The 18,133-nt window shown below is 73.7% G+C and carries 18 protein-coding genes; 6 read left to right on the forward strand and 12 right to left on the reverse strand.

Annotated elements, in window-relative coordinates:
* Positions 1 to 15: 15 nt before the first annotated feature.
* Together BJY28_RS03665 and BJY28_RS16035 are read right to left on the reverse strand one after the other, a co-directional pair.
* A complete protein-coding gene (locus tag BJY28_RS03665) occupies positions 16 to 954 on the reverse strand; it encodes an alpha/beta hydrolase (protein WP_343036942.1) in 939 nt (312 codons plus the stop codon).
* A 62-nt stretch (positions 955 to 1,016) separates the two neighbouring features.
* Complete coding sequence (locus BJY28_RS16035; protein ID WP_246313333.1) at positions 1,017 to 1,367, reverse strand: winged helix-turn-helix transcriptional regulator; 351 nt, start codon at positions 1,365 to 1,367, stop codon at positions 1,017 to 1,019.
* A gap of 112 nt (positions 1,368 to 1,479) precedes the next feature.
* Between BJY28_RS16035 and BJY28_RS03670 the strand changes: the two genes are divergently transcribed.
* Positions 1,480 to 2,436 (forward strand): pirin family protein, encoded by a 957-nt coding sequence (locus BJY28_RS03670; protein WP_343036943.1) that lies wholly within the window; start codon positions 1,480 to 1,482, stop codon positions 2,434 to 2,436.
* Between the two features lie 109 nt (positions 2,437 to 2,545).
* On the forward strand, positions 2,546 to 2,854 hold the full coding sequence (locus BJY28_RS03675) for a GNAT family N-acetyltransferase (protein WP_179461804.1): 309 nt from the start codon (positions 2,546 to 2,548) through the stop codon (positions 2,852 to 2,854).
* Here BJY28_RS03675 and BJY28_RS03680 read toward each other — a convergent pair.
* From BJY28_RS03680 to BJY28_RS03695, 4 genes are all read right to left on the reverse strand, one after another.
* Positions 2,844 to 3,278, reverse strand: a complete 435-nt coding sequence (locus tag BJY28_RS03680; RefSeq protein WP_179461805.1) for a type II 3-dehydroquinate dehydratase — start codon at positions 3,276 to 3,278, stop codon at positions 2,844 to 2,846. The genes BJY28_RS03675 and BJY28_RS03680 overlap by 11 nt on opposite strands.
* 122 nt (positions 3,279 to 3,400) lie before the next feature.
* Positions 3,401 to 4,933, reverse strand: a complete 1,533-nt coding sequence (locus BJY28_RS03685; RefSeq protein WP_179461806.1) for an OFA family MFS transporter — start codon at positions 4,931 to 4,933, stop codon at positions 3,401 to 3,403.
* Between the two features lie 121 nt (positions 4,934 to 5,054).
* Positions 5,055 to 6,035, reverse strand: coding sequence for an SDR family oxidoreductase (locus tag BJY28_RS03690; protein ID WP_179461807.1), 981 nt, complete (start codon positions 6,033 to 6,035; stop codon positions 5,055 to 5,057).
* A gap of 91 nt (positions 6,036 to 6,126) precedes the next feature.
* On the reverse strand, positions 6,127 to 6,546 hold the full coding sequence (locus BJY28_RS03695; protein ID WP_179461808.1) for a YybH family protein: 420 nt from the start codon (positions 6,544 to 6,546) through the stop codon (positions 6,127 to 6,129).
* 24 nt (positions 6,547 to 6,570) lie between these two features.
* Between BJY28_RS03695 and BJY28_RS16040 the strand changes: the two genes are divergently transcribed.
* Both BJY28_RS16040 and BJY28_RS03705 read left to right on the forward strand, forming a co-directional pair.
* A complete protein-coding gene (locus tag BJY28_RS16040) occupies positions 6,571 to 6,972 on the forward strand; it encodes a winged helix-turn-helix transcriptional regulator (RefSeq protein ID WP_218875153.1) in 402 nt (133 codons plus the stop codon).
* Between the two features lie 90 nt (positions 6,973 to 7,062).
* Positions 7,063 to 8,700: an HNH endonuclease signature motif containing protein gene (locus BJY28_RS03705; RefSeq protein WP_179461809.1), complete on the forward strand. Its 1,638-nt coding sequence runs from the start codon at positions 7,063 to 7,065 to the stop codon at positions 8,698 to 8,700.
* A 100-nt stretch (positions 8,701 to 8,800) separates the two neighbouring features.
* Here the strand turns inward: BJY28_RS03705 and ppc are convergent, their stop codons facing one another.
* Positions 8,801 to 11,548 (reverse strand): phosphoenolpyruvate carboxylase, encoded by a 2,748-nt coding sequence (ppc, locus tag BJY28_RS03710; RefSeq protein ID WP_179461810.1) that lies wholly within the window; start codon positions 11,546 to 11,548, stop codon positions 8,801 to 8,803.
* A gap of 224 nt (positions 11,549 to 11,772) precedes the next feature.
* Here ppc and BJY28_RS03715 point away from each other — a divergent pair, with 224 nt between their 5' ends.
* Complete coding sequence (locus BJY28_RS03715) at positions 11,773 to 12,363, forward strand: DinB family protein (protein ID WP_179461811.1); 591 nt, start codon at positions 11,773 to 11,775, stop codon at positions 12,361 to 12,363.
* A gap of 45 nt (positions 12,364 to 12,408) precedes the next feature.
* Here the strand turns inward: BJY28_RS03715 and BJY28_RS03720 are convergent, their stop codons facing one another.
* Positions 12,409 to 13,137 carry a DUF1361 domain-containing protein gene (locus tag BJY28_RS03720; RefSeq protein ID WP_179461812.1) on the reverse strand — a complete coding sequence of 243 codons (729 nt, stop codon included), beginning with the start codon at positions 13,135 to 13,137 and terminating at the stop codon, positions 12,409 to 12,411.
* Between the two features lie 123 nt (positions 13,138 to 13,260).
* On the opposite strand from BJY28_RS03720, the gene BJY28_RS03725 reads away from it, so the two are divergent.
* The gene (locus BJY28_RS03725; protein ID WP_179461813.1) at positions 13,261 to 14,250 is read left to right on the forward strand and encodes a hypothetical protein; all 990 of its coding nucleotides are present in this window, start codon (positions 13,261 to 13,263) and stop codon (positions 14,248 to 14,250) included.
* Between the two features lie 99 nt (positions 14,251 to 14,349).
* Here BJY28_RS03725 and BJY28_RS03730 read toward each other — a convergent pair whose 3' ends face one another.
* The 4 genes from BJY28_RS03730 to BJY28_RS03745 all read right to left on the reverse strand — a co-directional run bounded on the left by BJY28_RS03730 (position 14,350) and on the right by BJY28_RS03745 (position 18,043).
* Positions 14,350 to 14,760 carry a hypothetical protein gene (locus BJY28_RS03730; RefSeq protein WP_179461814.1) on the reverse strand — a complete coding sequence of 137 codons (411 nt, stop codon included), beginning with the start codon at positions 14,758 to 14,760 and terminating at the stop codon, positions 14,350 to 14,352.
* 50 nt (positions 14,761 to 14,810) lie between these two features.
* Complete coding sequence (locus BJY28_RS03735; protein ID WP_179461815.1) at positions 14,811 to 16,505, reverse strand: WXG100 family type VII secretion target; 1,695 nt, start codon at positions 16,503 to 16,505, stop codon at positions 14,811 to 14,813.
* Positions 16,502 to 17,392 (reverse strand): hypothetical protein, encoded by an 891-nt coding sequence (locus BJY28_RS03740; protein ID WP_179461816.1) that lies wholly within the window; start codon positions 17,390 to 17,392, stop codon positions 16,502 to 16,504. Before BJY28_RS03740 ends, BJY28_RS03735 begins: the two co-directional genes overlap by 4 nt.
* Positions 17,393 to 17,548: 156 nt before the next feature.
* Positions 17,549 to 18,043, reverse strand: coding sequence for a flavodoxin family protein (locus BJY28_RS03745; RefSeq protein ID WP_179461817.1), 495 nt, complete (start codon positions 18,041 to 18,043; stop codon positions 17,549 to 17,551).
* Positions 18,044 to 18,133 lie beyond the last annotated feature (90 nt).

The following is an 18,133-nucleotide window of genomic DNA, read 5'->3' on the forward strand; positions in this document are numbered from 1 at the left end:
GCCCCGGTCTCCGACTCAGGTCGTGGTCGGCGGCCGGGGCTCCCCTGCGCTCCGCTCGCGCAGATCTTCCGCGACCCCGAGCACGCTGGTGATCAGCTCCGTCAGACCCGGCTCCTCCACCGGGAAGTGCCCGCACTCCCGCAACATGACGAGCCGCCCCGGCGACCCCAGCCGTCGGAGGACGCGGACGCTGAGCTCGGCCGGGGTCCACTGGTCCTCAGCGGGGTGCAGCAGGACGACCGGCGTCCGGACCTGCTCCGGCGGGGTGTGCTGGTAGAGCATGTACGAGGCCAGGAAGCCGAGAGGAACCTTCGCCCCGCCGCCGAGAGGGTCACGCGCGCAGAGCGCTCCCAGCTGAGGGTCTCGGCCCATCACGGGCAGGTCGGCGACCCATCGCATGGGGATCGACAGACTGGCGATCCTGCCTCGCGCCAGGTGCGACACGGGACGACCGAGGACTCCCAGAGGTCCGAAGCGGGTCATGCGGGCTCGCGCCCGCCGGTCGGCGGGATCGAGCAAGCAGGTGGCGGCGACCACGGCGACGCGGGCGGAACGCGCCGCGACCTCCAGGGCGAGCAGGCCCCCGATGCTCGCGCCGAAGAGGATCAGCGGTCTGCCGTCGTCCTCCGCGTCGACGAGATCGACCAGCAGTCGCACCCAGTCGTCGTACCGCACCGACTCCGGTGCAGGAGAGCTGGTGCGGCCGTAGAGCGGGAGGTCGACGGCCGCGACATCCAGACCCTCGTCCGCCAGAAGCGCTGCCACCGGCCAGAGTGCACGGCTGTAGCCGCCTGCCCCGTGGACCACCATCACCCTGGCCGCAGCCTGCGCATCGGTCGCTCGGGCGATGTGCACGCGGTGCCCGCGCCACTCCCACCAGGTGCTGCGTGGCTCTCGGGCAGCGGCTGCGCGCCGGTCGGCGGGCAGGAAGTCGGCGTAGGGGTTGGCGGCCACCTGCTCAACGTATCCGCAGGATCGGCTCCACCGTGTCACGCGCACCCGCCGTCGGCCGGGCCCTAGGGATCGGCCCGGACGACCTCCGGGTGGGCCGCGCCGTAGGCACGCACCGCAGCCAGCACGGGCGCGACGTCGCGACCGGCCTCGGTGAGCAGGTAGCGCACGCTCGTCGGCGGGCCGGGCTCGACCACCCGTTCGGCCAGCCCACGGGCGCAGAGCTCCTTGAGCCGGGTGGAGAGCACCCCGTCGGTGGCTCCGCCGACGGCCCGGGAGATCTCGGTGAAGCGCTCGTGCCCGGCAAGCATCGCCTCGAGCACCGCTCCGGCCCATGCACGCCCGAGGATGCCCATGACGTCCTCGACGACCGAGCACTCGGCAGTCGGCGCAGGCGGGCGGGGCGGGGTGGTCATGCGGCCCCCTTCCCGAGGCGCTCGGCGACGAGCGGGGAACGATCTCCCCACGAACTCCCCACATGGGAGTCGCTACGATGTCCATAGTCTATCGCTGACCGAGGTGAGGCACGTGAGCACGACCCAGATCCTCAGCGGGCGCGAGGTGCCGCTCGGCGGGCTGCGCGCGATCACCGTCCGCCGGACCCTGCCGCACCGGGAGCGCTCCTTCGTCGGCGCGTGGTGCTTCGTCGACCACTACGGCCCGCAGGAGGTCGCCGCCGACGGCGCCGGCGGCATGGACGTCCCGCCCCACCCGCACACCGGTCTGCAGACCGTCTCCTGGCTCTTCGAGGGCGAGATCGAGCACCGCGACTCCGGCGGCGTCGTCGGTGGTGTGCGCCCCGGCGAGGTCAACCTCATGACCGCCGGCGCCGGGATCTGCCACTCCGAGGTGACCACCGCCGACACCAGCGTGCTGCACGGGGTCCAGCTGTGGGTGGCCCTGCCGGACGCCGACCGGGAGACCGTCCGGGGCTTCGAGCACCACGCCCCGGAGCGCACCCCGCTCCCGAAGGGCGATGACGGGCAGGACACCGGCAGCGCCCTCGTCTTCCTCGGGTCGATCCCCGGCGTCGCCACCTCGCCGGTGACCACCTTCACCCCGCTGCTCGGCGCCCAGCTCGACCTGGCGCCCGGCGCCGACCTGTCGCTCCCGCTCGACCCGACCTACGAGCACGCCGTGCTGCTCGACCACGGCGCGGTGGGCGTCGACGGCACCGAGCTCGCCTTCGGCGACCTCGCCTGCGCCGACCCGGGCCCGGAGAGGATGCACCTGGTCGCCGGACCCGAGGGCGCCCGGGTCGTGCTGCTCGGCGGCGTCCCCTTCGAGGAGGAGATCGTCATGTGGTGGAACTTCGTCGGCCGCAGCCACGAGGAGGTCGTCGCCTACCGCGAGGAGTGGCAGGCGCGCGGCGAGCGCTTCGGCGCCGTCGAGGGCTATGTCGGCGAGACCGAGCGGATCCCCGCGCCCGAGCTGCCGCACGTGCGGCTGCGACCCCGCAACCGGGCCGGTCGCGTCGGCGGCTGACGACCCGGCCCGTATCCACCACCGACCACCCACCCAGCACCCACCACGCGACGCCCACCACGAGGCACCAGCCACCACCGAGCACCACCACGCACTGATAGGAGCAGTCATGAGCGACGTCACCGTCACCAACGTCCCCGAGAAGAAGCGCTGGGAGGCGCACGTCGACGGCGAGCTCGCCGGCTTCGCCGAGTACCAGCGCACCGACGAGCTCGTCGTCTTCACCCACACCGAGGTGGACGGCGCCTACGAGGGCCAGGGTGTCGGTGGCGCGCTGGCCCGGCACGCCCTGGACGAGGTGCGCGCGGAGGGCACCCACAAGGTGCTGCCGATCTGCCGCTTCATCAAGGCGTGGATCGACCGGCACCCGGACTACGCCTCGCTGCAGTACGGGGCCCGCTCGCAGGTCACCGACTGACGAGCGACTCCAGCGCGAGCCGGTAGCCCTCGATGCCCTGCCCAGCGATGGTCCGGGTGGCGTACGGCTCGACGTACGAGGTGTGCCGGAAGGCCTCCGGCCGTTGCGTGGGGTCGGAGATGTGCACCTCGACCAGCGGCGCGGTCAGCTGCGCACAGGCGTCGTAGAGCGCCATCGAGGAGTGCGTCCACGCGGCCGCGTTGAGCACGACCGGGATCTGCGCGTCGGCGGCCTCGTTGAGCCAGTCGAGCAGCTCGCCCTCGTGGTTGGTCTGCCGGGTCTCGACGGCCAGGCCCAGCTCCTCGCCCCAGGCGCGGCAGAGCTCGACGAGCTCGGCGTAGGTGGTCCGCCCGTAGATCTCCGGCTGCCGGCGACCGAGCCGGCCCAGGTTCGGGCCGTTGAGCACCCACACGGTCGTCGGCATCTCGGTCTCCTCGGGTGGGTCGCGTCGGTGGGATCACGTCGGTAGATCTGTCGCCGCGAGCCTAGCCAGCCGCACCGCCGGGCCGCCGGGCCGCCGACGATCACCAGGCGCAACCACCGCCATCACTGGAAGAGACGCAGCGCGGTGATCAGGGTCATGACGACGCCGTAGCCGAGCAGCCCCAGCACCACCGCCCACGACAGGACCACCCGCACGGCGCCGCCGGACGCGCCGACCCCTTCGCCGCCGGCGACGGCCTCGTCCTCGCTCGGCAGCACCTGGACGTCGCCGCTCTCGTGGAAGCGCTCGGCGACCGGCCGCACCAGCAGGTTGGCCACGAGCCCGACCGCCAGCACACCGACCATGGTCAGCAGGGCCGGGCGGTAGGCGCTGGCGTCGAGCCCGCCGGCACCACCCTGCGCGTCGAGGAAGCTGTTGATGATCAGCGGCCCCGCGACGCCGGCGGCGGACCAGGCGGTGAGCAGCCGACCGTGGATCGCCCCCACCTGGAAGGTGCCGAAGAGGTCCCGCAGGTAGGCCGGCACGGTGGCGAAACCGCCGCCGTAGAAGCTGATGATGATCGCCGAGAAGAGGACGAAGAGGGCCACCGCTGTGCTGCCGACGAGCGCCAGCGCGAGGTAGAGCACGATGCCCATGCCGAGGTAGAGCATGTAGATCGGCTTGCGCCCGATCGCGTCCGAGGTCGAGGACCACACGAAGCGGCCGGCCATGTTGAAGAGGGACAGCAGACCGACGAACCCGCCCGCGGCCGCGACGGTCACGCTCGAGGTGCCGTCCTCGCCGCGGAAGAAGTCCTGGATCATCGGGCTGGCCTGCTCGAGGATACCGATGCCGGCGGTGACGTTGCAGAAGAGGACGACCCAGACGAGCCAGAACTGCGGGGTCTTGATGGCGTTGGCCGCCGAGACGTGCGCGTCGGTGACCATCTGCTTCTTCGGCGCGGACGAGGGGTCGAAGCCGTCCGGCGCCCAGCCGTCGTAGGGCACCCGGACGTTGGCCACCCCGATCATCATGACGAGGAAGTAGAGGACGCCCAGGGTGACGAAGAGCAGGGTCAGCGAGCCTCCGTCGGCCAGCGACCCGCTGTCCGAGGGGTCGTAGGCGGGGTCGTAGGCGGCGAGCAGCTGGCGGGAGAGCGGGGCGGCGACCATCGCACCGCCGCCGAACCCCATGATCGCCATGCCGGTCGCCAGCCCCGGGCGGTCGGGGAACCACTTGATGAGCGTCGAGACCGGGGAGATGTAGCCGATCCCCAGCCCGATGCCGCCGATGACGCCGTAGCCGAGGTAGACGAGCCAGAGCTGCTCGGTGGCGATGCCGAGCGCGCCGACGAGGAAGCCGAGGGACCAGCAGCAGGCGGCGACGAACATCGCCTTCCGTGGCCCCTGCCGGTCGACCCAGGTGCCGAGCACCGCCGCCGATAGGCCGAGCATGACGATGGCGATGGAGAAGATCAGGCCCACCGAGGTCAGCGAGCTGTCGAAGTGCTCGACGAGCGAGGTCTTGTAGACGCTGGTGGCGTAGGCCTGGCCGATGCACAGGTGGATCGCGAGCGCGGCAGGCGGGATGAGCCACCGGTTGTACCCGTGCGGGGCGATGGTGTGGCGACGGTCGAGCAGGGAGAGCACCGACATCGTTGGCGGTCCTTCGTCAGGGGTGTGCAGGGGTCCGCGCACCCTGGCACCGAGATCGCCGCCCAGGTCGGTGCGCGACCCGGCGAACCGCTCGGTGCGCCCAGCGCGCGGTCTGCTGCGCTCAGCGGTAGTCGCTCACGTCCACCTCCTCCCCCGATCCCAGGGCGACGATGTACGACCAGGCCCTGGGTTGCGAGCCGTCGACGTCGGTCACCCCGTAGACCCGCCCGAGCTCCTCGGAGGTCGTCGACCGCTGGTTCCACCGGGACCGGTCCGGGTCGGCGGCGACCGCGGCGATGCAGCGCCCGACAAAACGCGGGGACTCCGAGACGGCGAAGGAGGGCGGCCCCTTCGCCTCCGGACCGACCCAGGCCTGCTGCCAGGTCTCCTCGGTGACGCCGAAGCCGTCGAGCATCATCTCCGAGCGCAACCAGCCGGGGCTGACCGCCAGCGCCGTCCCGCCGTGCGGCGCGAGCTCCTCGCCGAAGGAGCGGGCCAGCCGGGTGATGCCCGTCTTGACGAGGTCGACGTAGGCGTTGATCCGGTAGTGCCCGTCGTTGTAGGCGGCGTCGCCGTCGGTGAGCCCGACGTGCAGTCCGCCGGGTCGGCGGTGCAGCAGGCCGAGGCCGTGGGTGGCGGTGAGCAGGTGCGCCTCCAGGGTGCCGCGCAGGATCTGCCGTCCGGTGCTCACGTCCTGCTCCCACACCGGCCGGTCCCACTCCCCGTGGCGGTGCTCGCCGCCGAGGCTGGTGACGAGGATGTCGAGCCCGCCGTGCTCGGCCTCGACCCGGGCGAAGAGGTCGCGGACGTCCCCGTCGTCGGTGTGGTCGGTCACGGCGACGACCCCGGTGCCGCCGGCGGCGGTGACGAGCTCGGCGGTCTCCTCGACCGTCTCCGGGCGGTCGTAGTCGGACCGGTGACCGGCGGTCGAGCGCCCGGTGCACCAGACGGTCGCGCCGGCCTCGCCGAGGGCGACGGCGACGCCACGGCCGGCTCCCCGGGTGGCCCCGGCGACGACCGCGACCCGGTCGGCGAGGGGACGCCCGGTCCGTGGCTGACCGGTCGGGGTCGTGGAGCGGTCGGTGCCCTGGTTCGTCGTCATCCACACATCGTGCCGCCGACCACCGACAGCGTCGGGGGGGCGACCTGTGCTGGTGGATCGCGGCGCCTGGCATGCCGGTCAGCAGCGCCGGTCAGGGTCCGTGCGTGGCCGTCCCGAAGGGGTTGTCGATGACGTAGCGCCAGACGCCGTCGGTGCCGCGACGGGCGACGTCGGTGGCCGTGCCCGAGACGCGGATCTCCTCGCCGTCCGGGGTGGTGCCCTCGATCGTCCAGTCGACGATGAGCAGGGCGATGTCGTCGGCGACGTACACGTGGCGGGGTCTGACCTCGATCGGGCAGCCGAGCGCCGCCAGCTGTCCGTTCGCGTCACGACGGGCAGCTCCCGTGGTCGGCCAGCCGGGGCTGCTGACGAGCACTCCCGCCTGCTCGTAGACGCGCTCGATCATCTCGGGGTCGCCGGTGTTGAACGCGGCGGCGAAGGCGTGCGGCTGCTGCTCCGGGCTCGTCGCCAGGGGGATGTCACCGTCGGGTGGGAGGCTGGTCCGTGTCATGGCGACAACCAAGCAGGAGGCCTCGTGGCTCACCAAGCGGTAAGCGCCTGGGACGACGAGCTGGTGCCTACGGCCGACGGGCGCACCCGGGCACCGTCCCCGGACTGCCCGGTCGAGGTGGCGCTGGCTGCCGTCTCGGGCCGGTGGACGACGCTGGTGCTGCGGAACCTGCTCTCCGGCGACAGCCACTCCTTCTCCGGGCTGGCCGCGTCGCTGCCCACCCTCAGCGACAAGGTGCTCACCGACCGACTGCGACAGCTCGTGTCTGCCGGGCTGGTGGAGAGGACCACGACGAAGGGGGTCCCGCGGCGCACCACGTACCGGGTCACCGCGCGTGGCGAGGAGCTGCGTCCGCTGCTCATCGAGCTCTATCGGACCGGCCTGGCGCTCGGCTCGCACGACGAGGCTCGACCCGGCGAGACCTGATCCCGCTCGCCGGCCTCGAGGTCGGTGGCGTGGCCAGAATCCTCCGCGCGATCTCTTGCCATCGAACATATGTTCGAGTAGAGTTGATGCATGAGCGCAGACCCGACGACCGCGGCACCCACCCGGGTGGCGCGCGTCGACGAGGTCTTCGCGGCGGCGCACCGCGCGCTCGACGACCTCGACCGGGAGCTGGACCGGATCCACCGCGCAGCCGGCTCGACCGGCGCGCCTGGCGGTGGGCGAGCCGCACCTGTCACCGAGGAGCCGCCCGTCGGCGCGGCCGAGCTGGCCTCGGTCATGACCCGCCTCGCGAGGGTCGCCAACCGCGCGCAGGCGCTGCGGGACAAGGGTGGGGCGATCGTCGTCCGATCCGGGGTGCCGGAGCGGCAGGGCGCGAAGGACCCGGCGCAGTGGTTCACCCGGGTGCTGCACACCGACCCTCGGACCGCGCGGGGCGACGCGCGCCGGGCCGAGGCCCTGGACCTCGCCGAGCCGGCGCGACCCGCACCCGAGGACGACGCCTCCTCCGGCACGAGGCTCACCCTGATCGGCGCGGAGGGGAGCGCCGGGTCCGAGGGGTCCGACAGCTCGACGGGCGAGACATCGACGAGCCCGGGCGGCTCGACCCCCTCGGGACCCACCCCGACCGGTCGCGCACAGCTCTCCGGCGACCTCTCGGCCGCGCACGCCGACGTCATCACCCGGGCCCTGCGCAACCTGCCGGACGGGCTGGATCCGGCGGCACGGGAGCGCTGCGAGACCGAGCTGCTCCGGATGGCCTCGACCCGCTCGCCCGTCCAGCTGCGGCGTGCCGCCGCACGCGTCATCGAGCACGTCACCGGCGACACCGTGGCGGCTGACGTCCACGAGGACCGGCTGGCCCAGGCCGAGGAGGACGCCGCCTGGGAGCGGGCGTCCTTCTGGATGAAAGACAACCACGACGGCACGATGTTCGGGCAGTTCACCGTGCCGACGCTCGCCGGCACCGCGCTGAAGAAGATCGTCGAGGCCATGTCCGCGCCGCGCCGTGCGCCGAGCCGAAGGGCTGGTGGTGGTGCGGGCGACCAGAGCACCACGGATCGCACGGGCGGCTCGGGCGGCTCGAGGGGCCAGCACGGCTCCGACGCCCCAGGCGGCGATCGGCCCAGCGACCGGCTCAGCGGGTCTGACTGGGCGCAGATGAGCTGGAAGGAGCGGCAGCAGGAGCGGATGCGCCGGCAGGGCCAGGAGCTCGCCACCCTGCTGATGCACCTGCCGACCGACCACCTGCACGACAAGATCGCCGCCACGGTCATCGTCCAGACCCGGCTCACCGACCTGCAGTCACAGACCCGCCGGATCGGCACGGACGACAGCGGCTGCGGTGTCTCTGCTGCCGCTGTGCGACGGGCCGCCTGCGGGGCCGGCATCCTCCCCGCGGTCATGGGTGGAGACAGCGTGCCGCTCGACCTTGGCACCCAGCGACGGTGCTTCTCCGAGACCCAGCGCGCGGCCCTCGCCCTGACCTACGGCAGCTGTGCGGCGGAAGGGTGCGACACCCCCTTCGCCTGGACGGAGACCCATCACCTCCGAGCGTTCGCCGCGGGAGGGCAGACGGACCTCGCCAACGCCGTCCCGTTGTGCGGTCACCATCACCGGCTCATCGACCGGGCCGACGAGCACACGATCAGCCGAGATCCGGCGAGCCGACGCGTGTCGATCCGCTTCCTCAGCAGGGTCAGACGCTGAGCAGGCGAGGGTCCAGCCGGGTCAGGCGCTGAGGCAACCAGCACTCGGTCAGCCAGCACTCGGTCAGCACTCCGTCAGCGAGCAACGAATCAGCCAGCACTCAGCCGGTGTTGCGCATGCCGGCCGCGATGCCGCTGATGGTGTGCAGCAGCGCCCGCTCGAGCTCGGGGCCCTCCTCGCCGGCGCGGTGCCGGGCGAGCAGCTGCACCTGCAGGTGGTGCAGCGGGGTGAGGTAGTTCTCCCGGATCTCCAGGGTGGTGCGCAGGGTCTGCTCCCGGTCCAGCAGGGCGTCGTCGCCGGTCACCTCGAGCACCTGGGCGAGGGTCAGCTCGTGCTCGGCGACGATGTCGTCCAGCAGCGGCTGCAGCTCGGCCGGGGCTAGCGCACCGACGTACTGCCGGGCGATCTCGAGGTCGGTCTTCGCCAGCGTCATCGCGACGTTGTCGAGGAAGGTGCGGAAGAACGGCCAGGTGTCGTACATCTCCCGCAGGTCCTCGATCCGGTCGGCGGTCGCCGACAGCCCGCTGCCCACCCCGAACCAGCCGGGCACGATCTGCCGCGACTGGGTCCAGCCGAAGACCCACGGGATCGCGCGCAGGTCGTCCAGCCCGGCGTCGGCGCCGGGCCGCTTCGCCGGTCGCGAGCCGATGTGCAGCGCACCCAGCAGATCCACCGGGGTCGAGGCGAGGAAGTAGTCGGCCAGCCCGTGCCGCTCCACCAGCCCGCGGTAGCGCTCGTGCGCCGCCCCCGAGAGGTCGTCCATGAGGGCGTCCCAGCGCTCCGACTGCTCCGGGGTCCGCCGGTCCTGCCGGTGCAGCAGGCTCGCCTCGAGAGTGGCCGCGACGAGCAGCTCGAGGTTCTGCCGGGCCAGGCTCGGCAGGGCGTACTTGTCGCTGATCACCTCGCCCTGCTCGGTGACCTTCACCTCGCCGTCGACGGTGCCGAAGGGCAGCGCCATGATCGCCTCGTAGGTGGGCCCGCCGCCACGGCCGACCGACCCGCCACGACCGTGGAAGAAGGTCACCCGCAGCCCGTGCTCCCGGGCCAGGTCACGGATCCGGCGCTGAGCCCGCTGGATCTGCCACTGCGAGGCGGCGATCCCGCCGACCTTGTTGCTGTCGGAGTAGCCGAGCATGACCTCCTGCACGTCGCCGCGCAGCCGCAGCAGCTCGCGGTAGGAGGGGTCGCCGAAGAGCGCCCCGAGGATCTCCACCGCGTTGGCCAGCTCGTCGACGGTCTCCAGCAGCGGCACGAAGCCGACCCGGGCGACGCCGCCGGGCAGGTCGACCAGACCGGCCTCCCGCCCGAGCACCACCGCGGCCAGGATGTCGTCGGCGTGCATGGTCATCGAGACGATGTAGCTCTCCACGGTGCGCGGGCCGAAGGCGTCGAGCGCCCACCGGATCGTGCCGAAGGCCTCCGCCGTCACCGCGGCCTTCTCGTCCAGGGGCAGCGGCTGCCGGGCCAGCGGACGTCGCCCGGCCAGCTCGGCCGACAGCGCCGCCATCCGCCCCGGCTGGTCGAGCTCGGCGTAGGGCACCTCGAGGCTGCCCACCCGGTCCAGCAGCTGGCCGACCGCGGCGTGGTGCTTGTCGGAGTGCTCGCGCACGTCCAGGGTCGCCAGGGTCAGCCCGGTGGCGCCCACCGTGCGCACCAGCCGCTCCAGCTCACCGCCGGCGGCCAGCGGTCCCTGGTGGGTAGCCACCGAGCGGTGCACCAGCTGCAGGTCGTCGAGCAGCTCGGTGTCGTCGCGGTAGTCCCGGTACGGCTGGTGCTCGGCGTCCTCGCGCACCCGGGTCTCGGTGAGGCCGAGCCGGACCTCGACGCAGGTGAGGAAGAGCCGGTAGGGCTCCTCGGCGTTGAGCCGGCGGTAGCGGCGCTCCACCTCGGGCAGCGCGGCGAGCATCTCCTCCAGCCGCGCGGTGAGGTCCGGGTCGCACGGGGAGAGCCGGTCGCTGATCGACAGGTCGCGCCGCAGCGCGTCGACCCGGGTGCGCAGCAGCCGGATGCCGTGCACCGCCTGCAGGCGCAGCACCTCCTGGGTGACCGCGGGGGTGACGTTCGGGTTGCCGTCGCGGTCACCGCCCATCCACGTGCCGAAGCGCAGCGGGGTCGCCTCCAGCGGCAGCGCCACCCCGGCCTCGGCCAGCCGGTCGCGCAGCTCCTCGACGACGTCCGGCACCGCGGCCCGGGAGAGGCCCTCGAGGTAGTAGACGCCGTTGCGCGCCTCGTCGGTCGGGTCCGGCGGCTCCACCCGGATCTCGTCGGTGCGCCACAGCAGGTCGATCGACTCGGCCAGCCGCCGGGTGCGACGGGACGAGTCCGGCTCGTCGAGCAGCGCCGCGATCCGGCGCAGCTTGTCCAGCGTGGAGCGCCGGGTGACCTCGGTCGGGTGCGCGGTGAAGACCGGGCGCACCACGAGCCGGGCGACCTCCTCGGCGACGTCGGTGGCCGGCACCCCGGCCTCGCCGATCCGCTCGACGGCCCGCTCCACCCAGCCGCCGCGGGCCGCGTTCTCCGCGGCCAGCGCGCGGCCGCGGTGCACCTGCTCGGTGACGTTGGCCAGGTGGAAGTAGGCGGTGAAGGCCCGGGTCAGGCTGACCGTGTCCGCCAGGCTGAGCTCGGGCAGCTCGTCCAGCGACCCGGTCTTGGTGCGCTCGCGCACCTGCTCGACGAGGTCGAAGAGCTCCTGCCCCTCGGTGCGCACGATGGTCTCGCCCAGGAGGGAGGTCACCAGACGGATGTCCCGGCGCAGGTCGGCGTCGGGCGAGGCGTCGGCGGTGGGTGCGGCCGAGGTGTCGGCAGGCCGGCTGTCGGGCTGGCGGTCGGCGGACGCGGTGTCGGTCACAGGCTTCTCGCCCTTCGTCTCGGGTCGAGCCCTGCAGGGCTCGGGTCAGGTGCGGACGGGGGCGGCGGGACGCCTCCGGTCGGGTCGGTCGGCGCGGCGGTGCGCTGGTCCCGGGCCCGTGGCGGTCGGTCAGGACTGGGGCGAACCCTAGCGAGCCGAGGTTGCGGGGATGTTGCGTCGCTCACACGCCGGACGGTGTCGGTGGCCGCTGCCAGGCTGTGCGCATGGCGACGCCCGAGGACCCCAAGGCCACGCTGCACCGCTACCTGCGCCAGAGCCGCGAGGCGCTGCTGTGGAAGCTCGACGGCCTCTCCGAGCGCGACCAGCGCCGCCCGCTCACCCCCACCGGCACCAACCTGCTCGGCCTGATCAAGCACGAGGCCTTCTGCGAGCAGGGCTACCTCGGCGACACCTTCGGCCGTCCGGGCCCGCTGCCCGACCTGTGGGCGGACCTGACGCACGCCGAGGACAACGCCGACATGTTCGCCGCCGAGGACGAGAGCGCCGCGGACGTCGTCGCGATGGCCCGCGCGGCCTGGGCGCACGCCGATGCGACGGTCGACGCGCTCGACCTCGATGCGACCGGCCGGGTGCCGGGGTGGCCGGCCGAGCGCGCCGAGATCACCCTGCACCAGGCGCTCGTCCACCTGCTCGTCGACGTCGCCCGGCACGCCGGCCACGCGGACATCCTGCGCGAGCAGCTCGACGGCTCGGCGGGGCTGCGGCCGGACATGGACAACCTGCCCGAGCAGGATCAGGTGTGGTGGGCCGAGCATGTCGCCCGGCTGCAGCGCATCGCCGACGCCCGCGGCTGATCCTCGGGCTCGCAGCCGGAGGCGACGATCAGGTCGGCGCGGTGCTCAGGCGGTGACCGGGCGCAGGTCCAGGCGACGACCGCCGACCCACCAGGCGGCGGCGTAGGACCCGATCAGGGCCGCCGACATCGCCACCCCGAACTGGATGAGGAAGGGGTTGCCCAGCGGGTCCCCCAGACGCTTGAGGACGACCCCCACCAGGCCGTCGAGGTTGGTCAGCACGTCCCACGAGTTGAAGCGCGGGAAGCGGCCCAGGTACACCCCGAGCGCGCTGAGCACCAGCGAGCTCACCGCGACCGCCCAGCCCGCGGCGACGCCGAGCCGCTCCTGGACCACGTGGTGGACGACGAGCAGCGAGGCGATCCCGAGCGCGAGGCCGGCGACCGCGAACGCACCGATGAGCGTCGCGTCGAACCACAGCGGCGCTCCGGGGATCGCGCCGAGGTGGATGAGGTCGGTGAGGATGTACGGCGCGTTCGGCAGGAAGAGCAGCCAGCCGACGCCGAGCCCCAGCAGCGCCCATCGGGAGCCGCCCCGGGCGTGCAGCAGGCCCATCGCCACGGCGAGGACGAAGGGGACCCAGGCGAGGAAGAGGTTCCACGTGAGGAAGGAGAAGCTCGCCTCGCCGGTGCGGGACATCCGCACCCAGAGCAGGCCCGTGGCGAGCGCCGAGACGACGGTCATCGCGGCTGCCAGCGCGGCCAGCCGACGGACCGGCCGCCCGATCGGTCGGCGGGCGCGTGCCGGGCCGGTGGCGTGGGTGGTGCTGTCCATGGCGGCCTCCTTCGCGGGCGGGGCGTGCAGGTGCCCGCGTGTCGACCCACCACGCTAGGCCGCCCGCCTGGGACGGGCCTGTGAGCCGGGCAGCCGGACGGTGGGGTGGCAGGATCACTCGACATGAGCGACGACGGCGCCGACGACCTGACGCTGGAGCGGGCCGTCGACGAGCTCTACGGGGCGCCGCTGCCCGACTTCGTCACCACCCGCACCCGGCTCGCCGCCCGGGCCAAGGAGCAGGGGGCGAGCGGGCTGGCGCGTGAGATCACCGCGCTGCGCAAGCCCACCGTCGTCGCCTGGCTGCTGAACCAGGTGACCCGGCGCGAACCCGAGGCGCTCGAGCTGGTGCAGCACGTGGGCCACCGGATGCGGGTGGCGACGGCCGCCGGGGACACCGAGGCGCTGCGTGGGCTGCGCGGCGAGCGCGAGGCGGCCATCATCGGCCTGGTGGCCGCGGTCGCCGATGTCGCCGAGGACGACGGCCGCAGCCTCTCCGCCGGGGCGGAGGACGAGGTGCGATCCACCGTCGTGGCGGCGCTCGCCTCCGAGGAGAGCAGCGACGCGCTCGCATCCGGCGCGCTGCTGCGAGCGCTGAGCTATGCCGGCTTCGGCGAGGTCGAGCTGGACGACGCCGTCGCCGCCCGCCTGGATGGACGCACCCCCCGCGGACGAGCGCACCCGTCCACCGGAGCCAGCCCGGGCAGACGCGCTCCCTCCCGCAGAAGCCCGAGCAGTTACGCCCCATCCCGCAAAAGCCCGGGCAGTTGCGCGCCCACGGGAGCTGGCCCGGGTGAAGGCGGAGACGGGGACCCGGCGGGGGATGAGCTGGCGACGGCGGACGGTGGGTCGACGACGGACGGCGCGGAGGCGCCGGACGGGGCCCTCGCCGAGCGCATCGACGCCGCGGAGCGGGAACGCGCCGCGGCCGGGCTGCGCCTGGAGGAGGCGCAGCAGGCGCACGACGCCGCCCGGCGACGCACCAAGGACCTGCGGGCCCTGCTCGCCAGCGCCCGCGACGCCGAGCAGGCGGCGCACGACGAGGCGGCCGCGGCCCGCCGGGCGCTGGACGAGGCCGAGGACGCCCTGGACGAGGCCCGGCGCGGCGACTGACCCAGCGGTGCACCCGCGAGCCCGCCGTCCGCGACCCGACGATCGGCGGGTGACCTCCCAGAGCACCGGCCCGACGCCGTCAGCCAGCCCGCCTCATGGTCAGCGGGTGGCCTCCCACAGCGCCCGGCCGTTCGACACCCCCGGGTAGCCGAGCTCGCTGATCCGGGTGGCCGTCCCGGACGCGTCCCGGACGGACAGCTTCACCCGCACCCCGCTGGACTCCTCGCCCATGACGTCGGCGGCCCGACGCAGCGCCTCGTCGGTCACCGTCTGCGTGTCCCCGTCGACCGTGAAGGCCCCCTGCAGCAGCGGCAGCCGGCTGCCCGTCCCGCTGTCCACGTCGTTGACGGTGAGATCGGCGGAGACGACGCCGGGGGTCTGCTCGATCGCCGTGATCACCTCGGTGCGCCACGCGTCGCCCTCCGGCACCGCCTGGTCGTCGCCGCGACCGAAGAGCGAGCACGCGCTGAGCAGCGCGGAGCTCATGACGAGGACGAGGACGGCTCGCATGGCTCCAGTCAAGCGCATCACGGACCGCTGCACCGGCGGGCGTCCCCCGCTCACTCGCGAGCGGTGCCGTACTCGGTGATGTCCACCCGACCGGGGTCGTCGGTGAGGAAGACGTCGAGCCCCGGGTCGTCCGCGTAGTCCTGCAGCGCCGGGTTCCCGGCGGCCAGCTCGCGCTCGACCGAGAGGGCGTACTGGTCGTAGTGGTGGGCGTTCATGTCGTCGGGCACCCCGGAGGGCTCGACCCCTTCGCCCGGCTCCATCCGGACCTGGGTGACGTGCTCCCCGGAGCCGGCCAGCGACGGGTCCGGGTTCGGGATCGGCGTCGCCGGCAGCGGCACGCCGGGCAGCGGCCCGGGCAGCGGGACCACCACCGGCGGGCCGAGATAGGCGTCCCCGAGGTCGGCCTTCGGCACGAGGTCGTTGGTGTGCTCCAGCGCCAGGGTCTCCACCTCGGACGGGATCGTCCGGCCGTCGTTGGGCGAGCCCTGGGTGATCATGTGGGTGACGTTGTACTGGCCCATGAAGGCCTCGTCCTCGGTGAGCTCGGCGGTGACCATCCCGCCCTGGCTGTGGCCCATGAGCATGACCGGGGCGTCCGGCGGGATGCCCGCCTCCTCCATCGCCGCCTCGACCGCCTCCATCGAGGCGCTCCGCTCCCCCGCCTGCAGCTCGAGGTTGGAGGTGTTGTCGAAGGCCTCGTCACCGCCGGTGACCGACCCCGGGAAGTTGAAGAGCCCGTTGGTGCCGGGCACGGTGACGATGTAGGCCGAGCTGCCGTCGCCCTGGTCGACGGTCGTCACCCGGACGTGCCGGTTGTCCGCGTGCGGGTCGTCCTCGTCGTACTCGCCGCTGCGGTCCCGGTCGTAGGTGTCGCCCATGATGTCCATCAGCGCGTTGACGTCGGTGGGCACCCGGCCCCGGTCGTCAGCGCTGCTCGTCGGGACGTCGAGCTCGGAGACGACGGTCCCGTCGCCGGAGTGCAGGATCTCGTGGTCCTCGCCGGTGACGACGTTCACCGCGGTGCCGTAGATCCGTCCACCGACCAGGGCGGCGCTGGCGACGACCTGGTCGAAGCGGGGCCAGGTCCCCTCGGTGAAGGGCTGGGAGAGCTGGTCGACGAGGTTGTCGATCGAGGGGCCGAGACGCTCCAGCCCGTCCAGGCCGGCCTCCCAGCGGGAGACGACCTCGTCCTCCCAGAAGTCGACGGCCGCGTCGCGGGCGTCGTCCGCCCGGTCACCCAGCCAGTCCCAGGCGTCCCCGGCGCCCTCGGTGATCCCCGACCACGCGTCGTCGGCCCGGTCGCCCAGCCAGTCCCAGGCGTCACCGGCGCCGTCGGTGAGCCCGTCCCAGGCGTCCTGCAGCTCGCCGAGCGGGTCCGGCAGGCTCCAGCCGCGCTCGGCCGTGGCGGTGGCCGTGACCGTGACACCGGCGAAGGGCTCCGCCCCGCTCCCCGAGGAACCGCCGGAGCCGCCCGCTCCGTCCGAGGCGCTCTCCTGCGCGTCCGCCTGGCGCAGCAGCTCGGTCTGCGCCTCGCGCAGGGCCTGCGCCGCGGTCTCGAGCTGGCCGGCGCTGCGACCCCACCGGTCGGCGAAGACCTCGACGTCCGCGCCCTCCCAGGTGACGGCGAGCACGGACATGCTCGCGGTGCCGACGCCGCGCACCTCCCGCAGCTGCTCTCCGTTGCGGCCCAGCGAGTCGGCGATCTGGCGCACCCGGGCGACGTCCATCCCCTCGGCGAGGCTCATGAGGCCGCCCTCCCGGCCCGGGCCCGCAGGTCGATCGCGCCGGTCGCCAGCCAGATCAGCTCGTCGGCGATCGTCCCGGCGGGCACGTCGACGACGCTGACCGCGCCGTCGGCGACCCGGATCTCCAGCAGGCCACCGTCGCGCTGCGCCGCCCAGTGCCGCTGGGTGACCGCCGCGGGCGCCTGCGGTCCGCGATCGACGTGCATGGTGAGGCTGACCTCGACGTCGCTGGCGGCGAGCTCGGCGAGGACCGCCTCGGGCATCTCCACCCGCGGCGGGGCGCCGGAGCCCCGGCGGTCCTGGACGATCCCGACGGTCCGCTCGGTCAGGGCCGAGCGGCGGCTGCCGTCGGCGCGCACCGCCGGGCTCGGCGGGAGCAGCCGCTGCACCGCGGGCCACAGCGACCCGGGGTCGAAGACGGCGAGCTCGACCGCGTCCTCCACCGCCTCGACCTCGATCTCGGTCTCGGTCACCCGCAGCCGGCGCCGCTCGCTGATGCTCAGCGCGGCGCCCGGGGTGATGGTGACCGTGCTGCTCATCCCGGCCTGACCGGAGCGGGTGACCAGGCGGAGAGCGATCTCGCCGCGCGAGGCCTCGTCGAAGAGCGCGGCCCAGGGCGGGCTCAGCGCCCCCGGGGCGTCGGCGATCCCGGCCTCGACGAGCTCGGCCCAGGCGTCCTGCGAGTGCTTATCGTCCGCAGCCCCGGGGGTGTCTTCGACGCGCGGGCCGGCTGCGCCGTCCGACCGGCCGCTCTGGGCGGACCTGTCCTCGCGGGTGGTCGGATCGCGCTTGGTCGCGCTGCGGGTGGTCGCCGTGATGAGCTGCAGCGCGGCGGTGGACAGCCGGCGCGAGCGGAAGCGTGCGTCCGGTCCGGACAGCTGGGCCATGGTGTCCCCTTCGACGGTGTCCCTGGCGGGCGCTCGGTCCCGACGCTAGGGGGGTCGCCCCGTCGTGGGAATGGGGAGCGCTCCCCGTTGACACCAGAACCGGCACCAGGGCACAGGCATCGCACCAGCACCACGCCCGGGGCCCGGGCGAACGGCTCAGCTGCTCAGCAGCGCCGCCAGCGTCCCGCCGAGCTCGGTGGCGGCGGCCCGCTCCGCCTCCCCCACCTCGCCCATCACTTCGAGCACGTCGGCGGCCTGCCGCCAGCCGAGCGCCTGCACGATCGAGGTCACAGAGCGGACCGCGCCGGTGGTGTCGTAGCGCCCGTGCACCCAGAGCCCGAAGGGGCGCTTCGCCGTCGGCGCCCCCTCGCCGTCCCCGGCGCCGCCGGAGTCGTCGAGCGCGCCGCCGACCTGGAGGAAGGTGGAGTCGAAGAAGTGCTTCAGCGCTCCGGACATGTAGCCGAAGTTCGCCGGCGTGCCCAGCAGGTAACCGTCGGCCTCGAGCACGTCCTCGGCGGTCGCCTCCAGCGCCGGGCGCACCACCACCTCGACCCCCTCGACGTCCGGGTGCCGGGCTCCCTCCAGCGCCGCCTCCAGCAGGGCGCCGGTCCCCTTCGTCGGGCTGTGGTGGACGAGAAGCAGACGTGCCATGCCCCCCATGGTGCCGTCTGGGGCACCTGCGCGCTGGTCAGGGATGTTGCCCGGCGCGGTTCTCCCCTACTCTGTGCGCGGACACCGCCG

Source organism: Janibacter alkaliphilus (assembly GCF_013408565.1).
Classification (GTDB): domain Bacteria; phylum Actinomycetota; class Actinomycetes; order Actinomycetales; family Dermatophilaceae; genus Janibacter; species Janibacter alkaliphilus.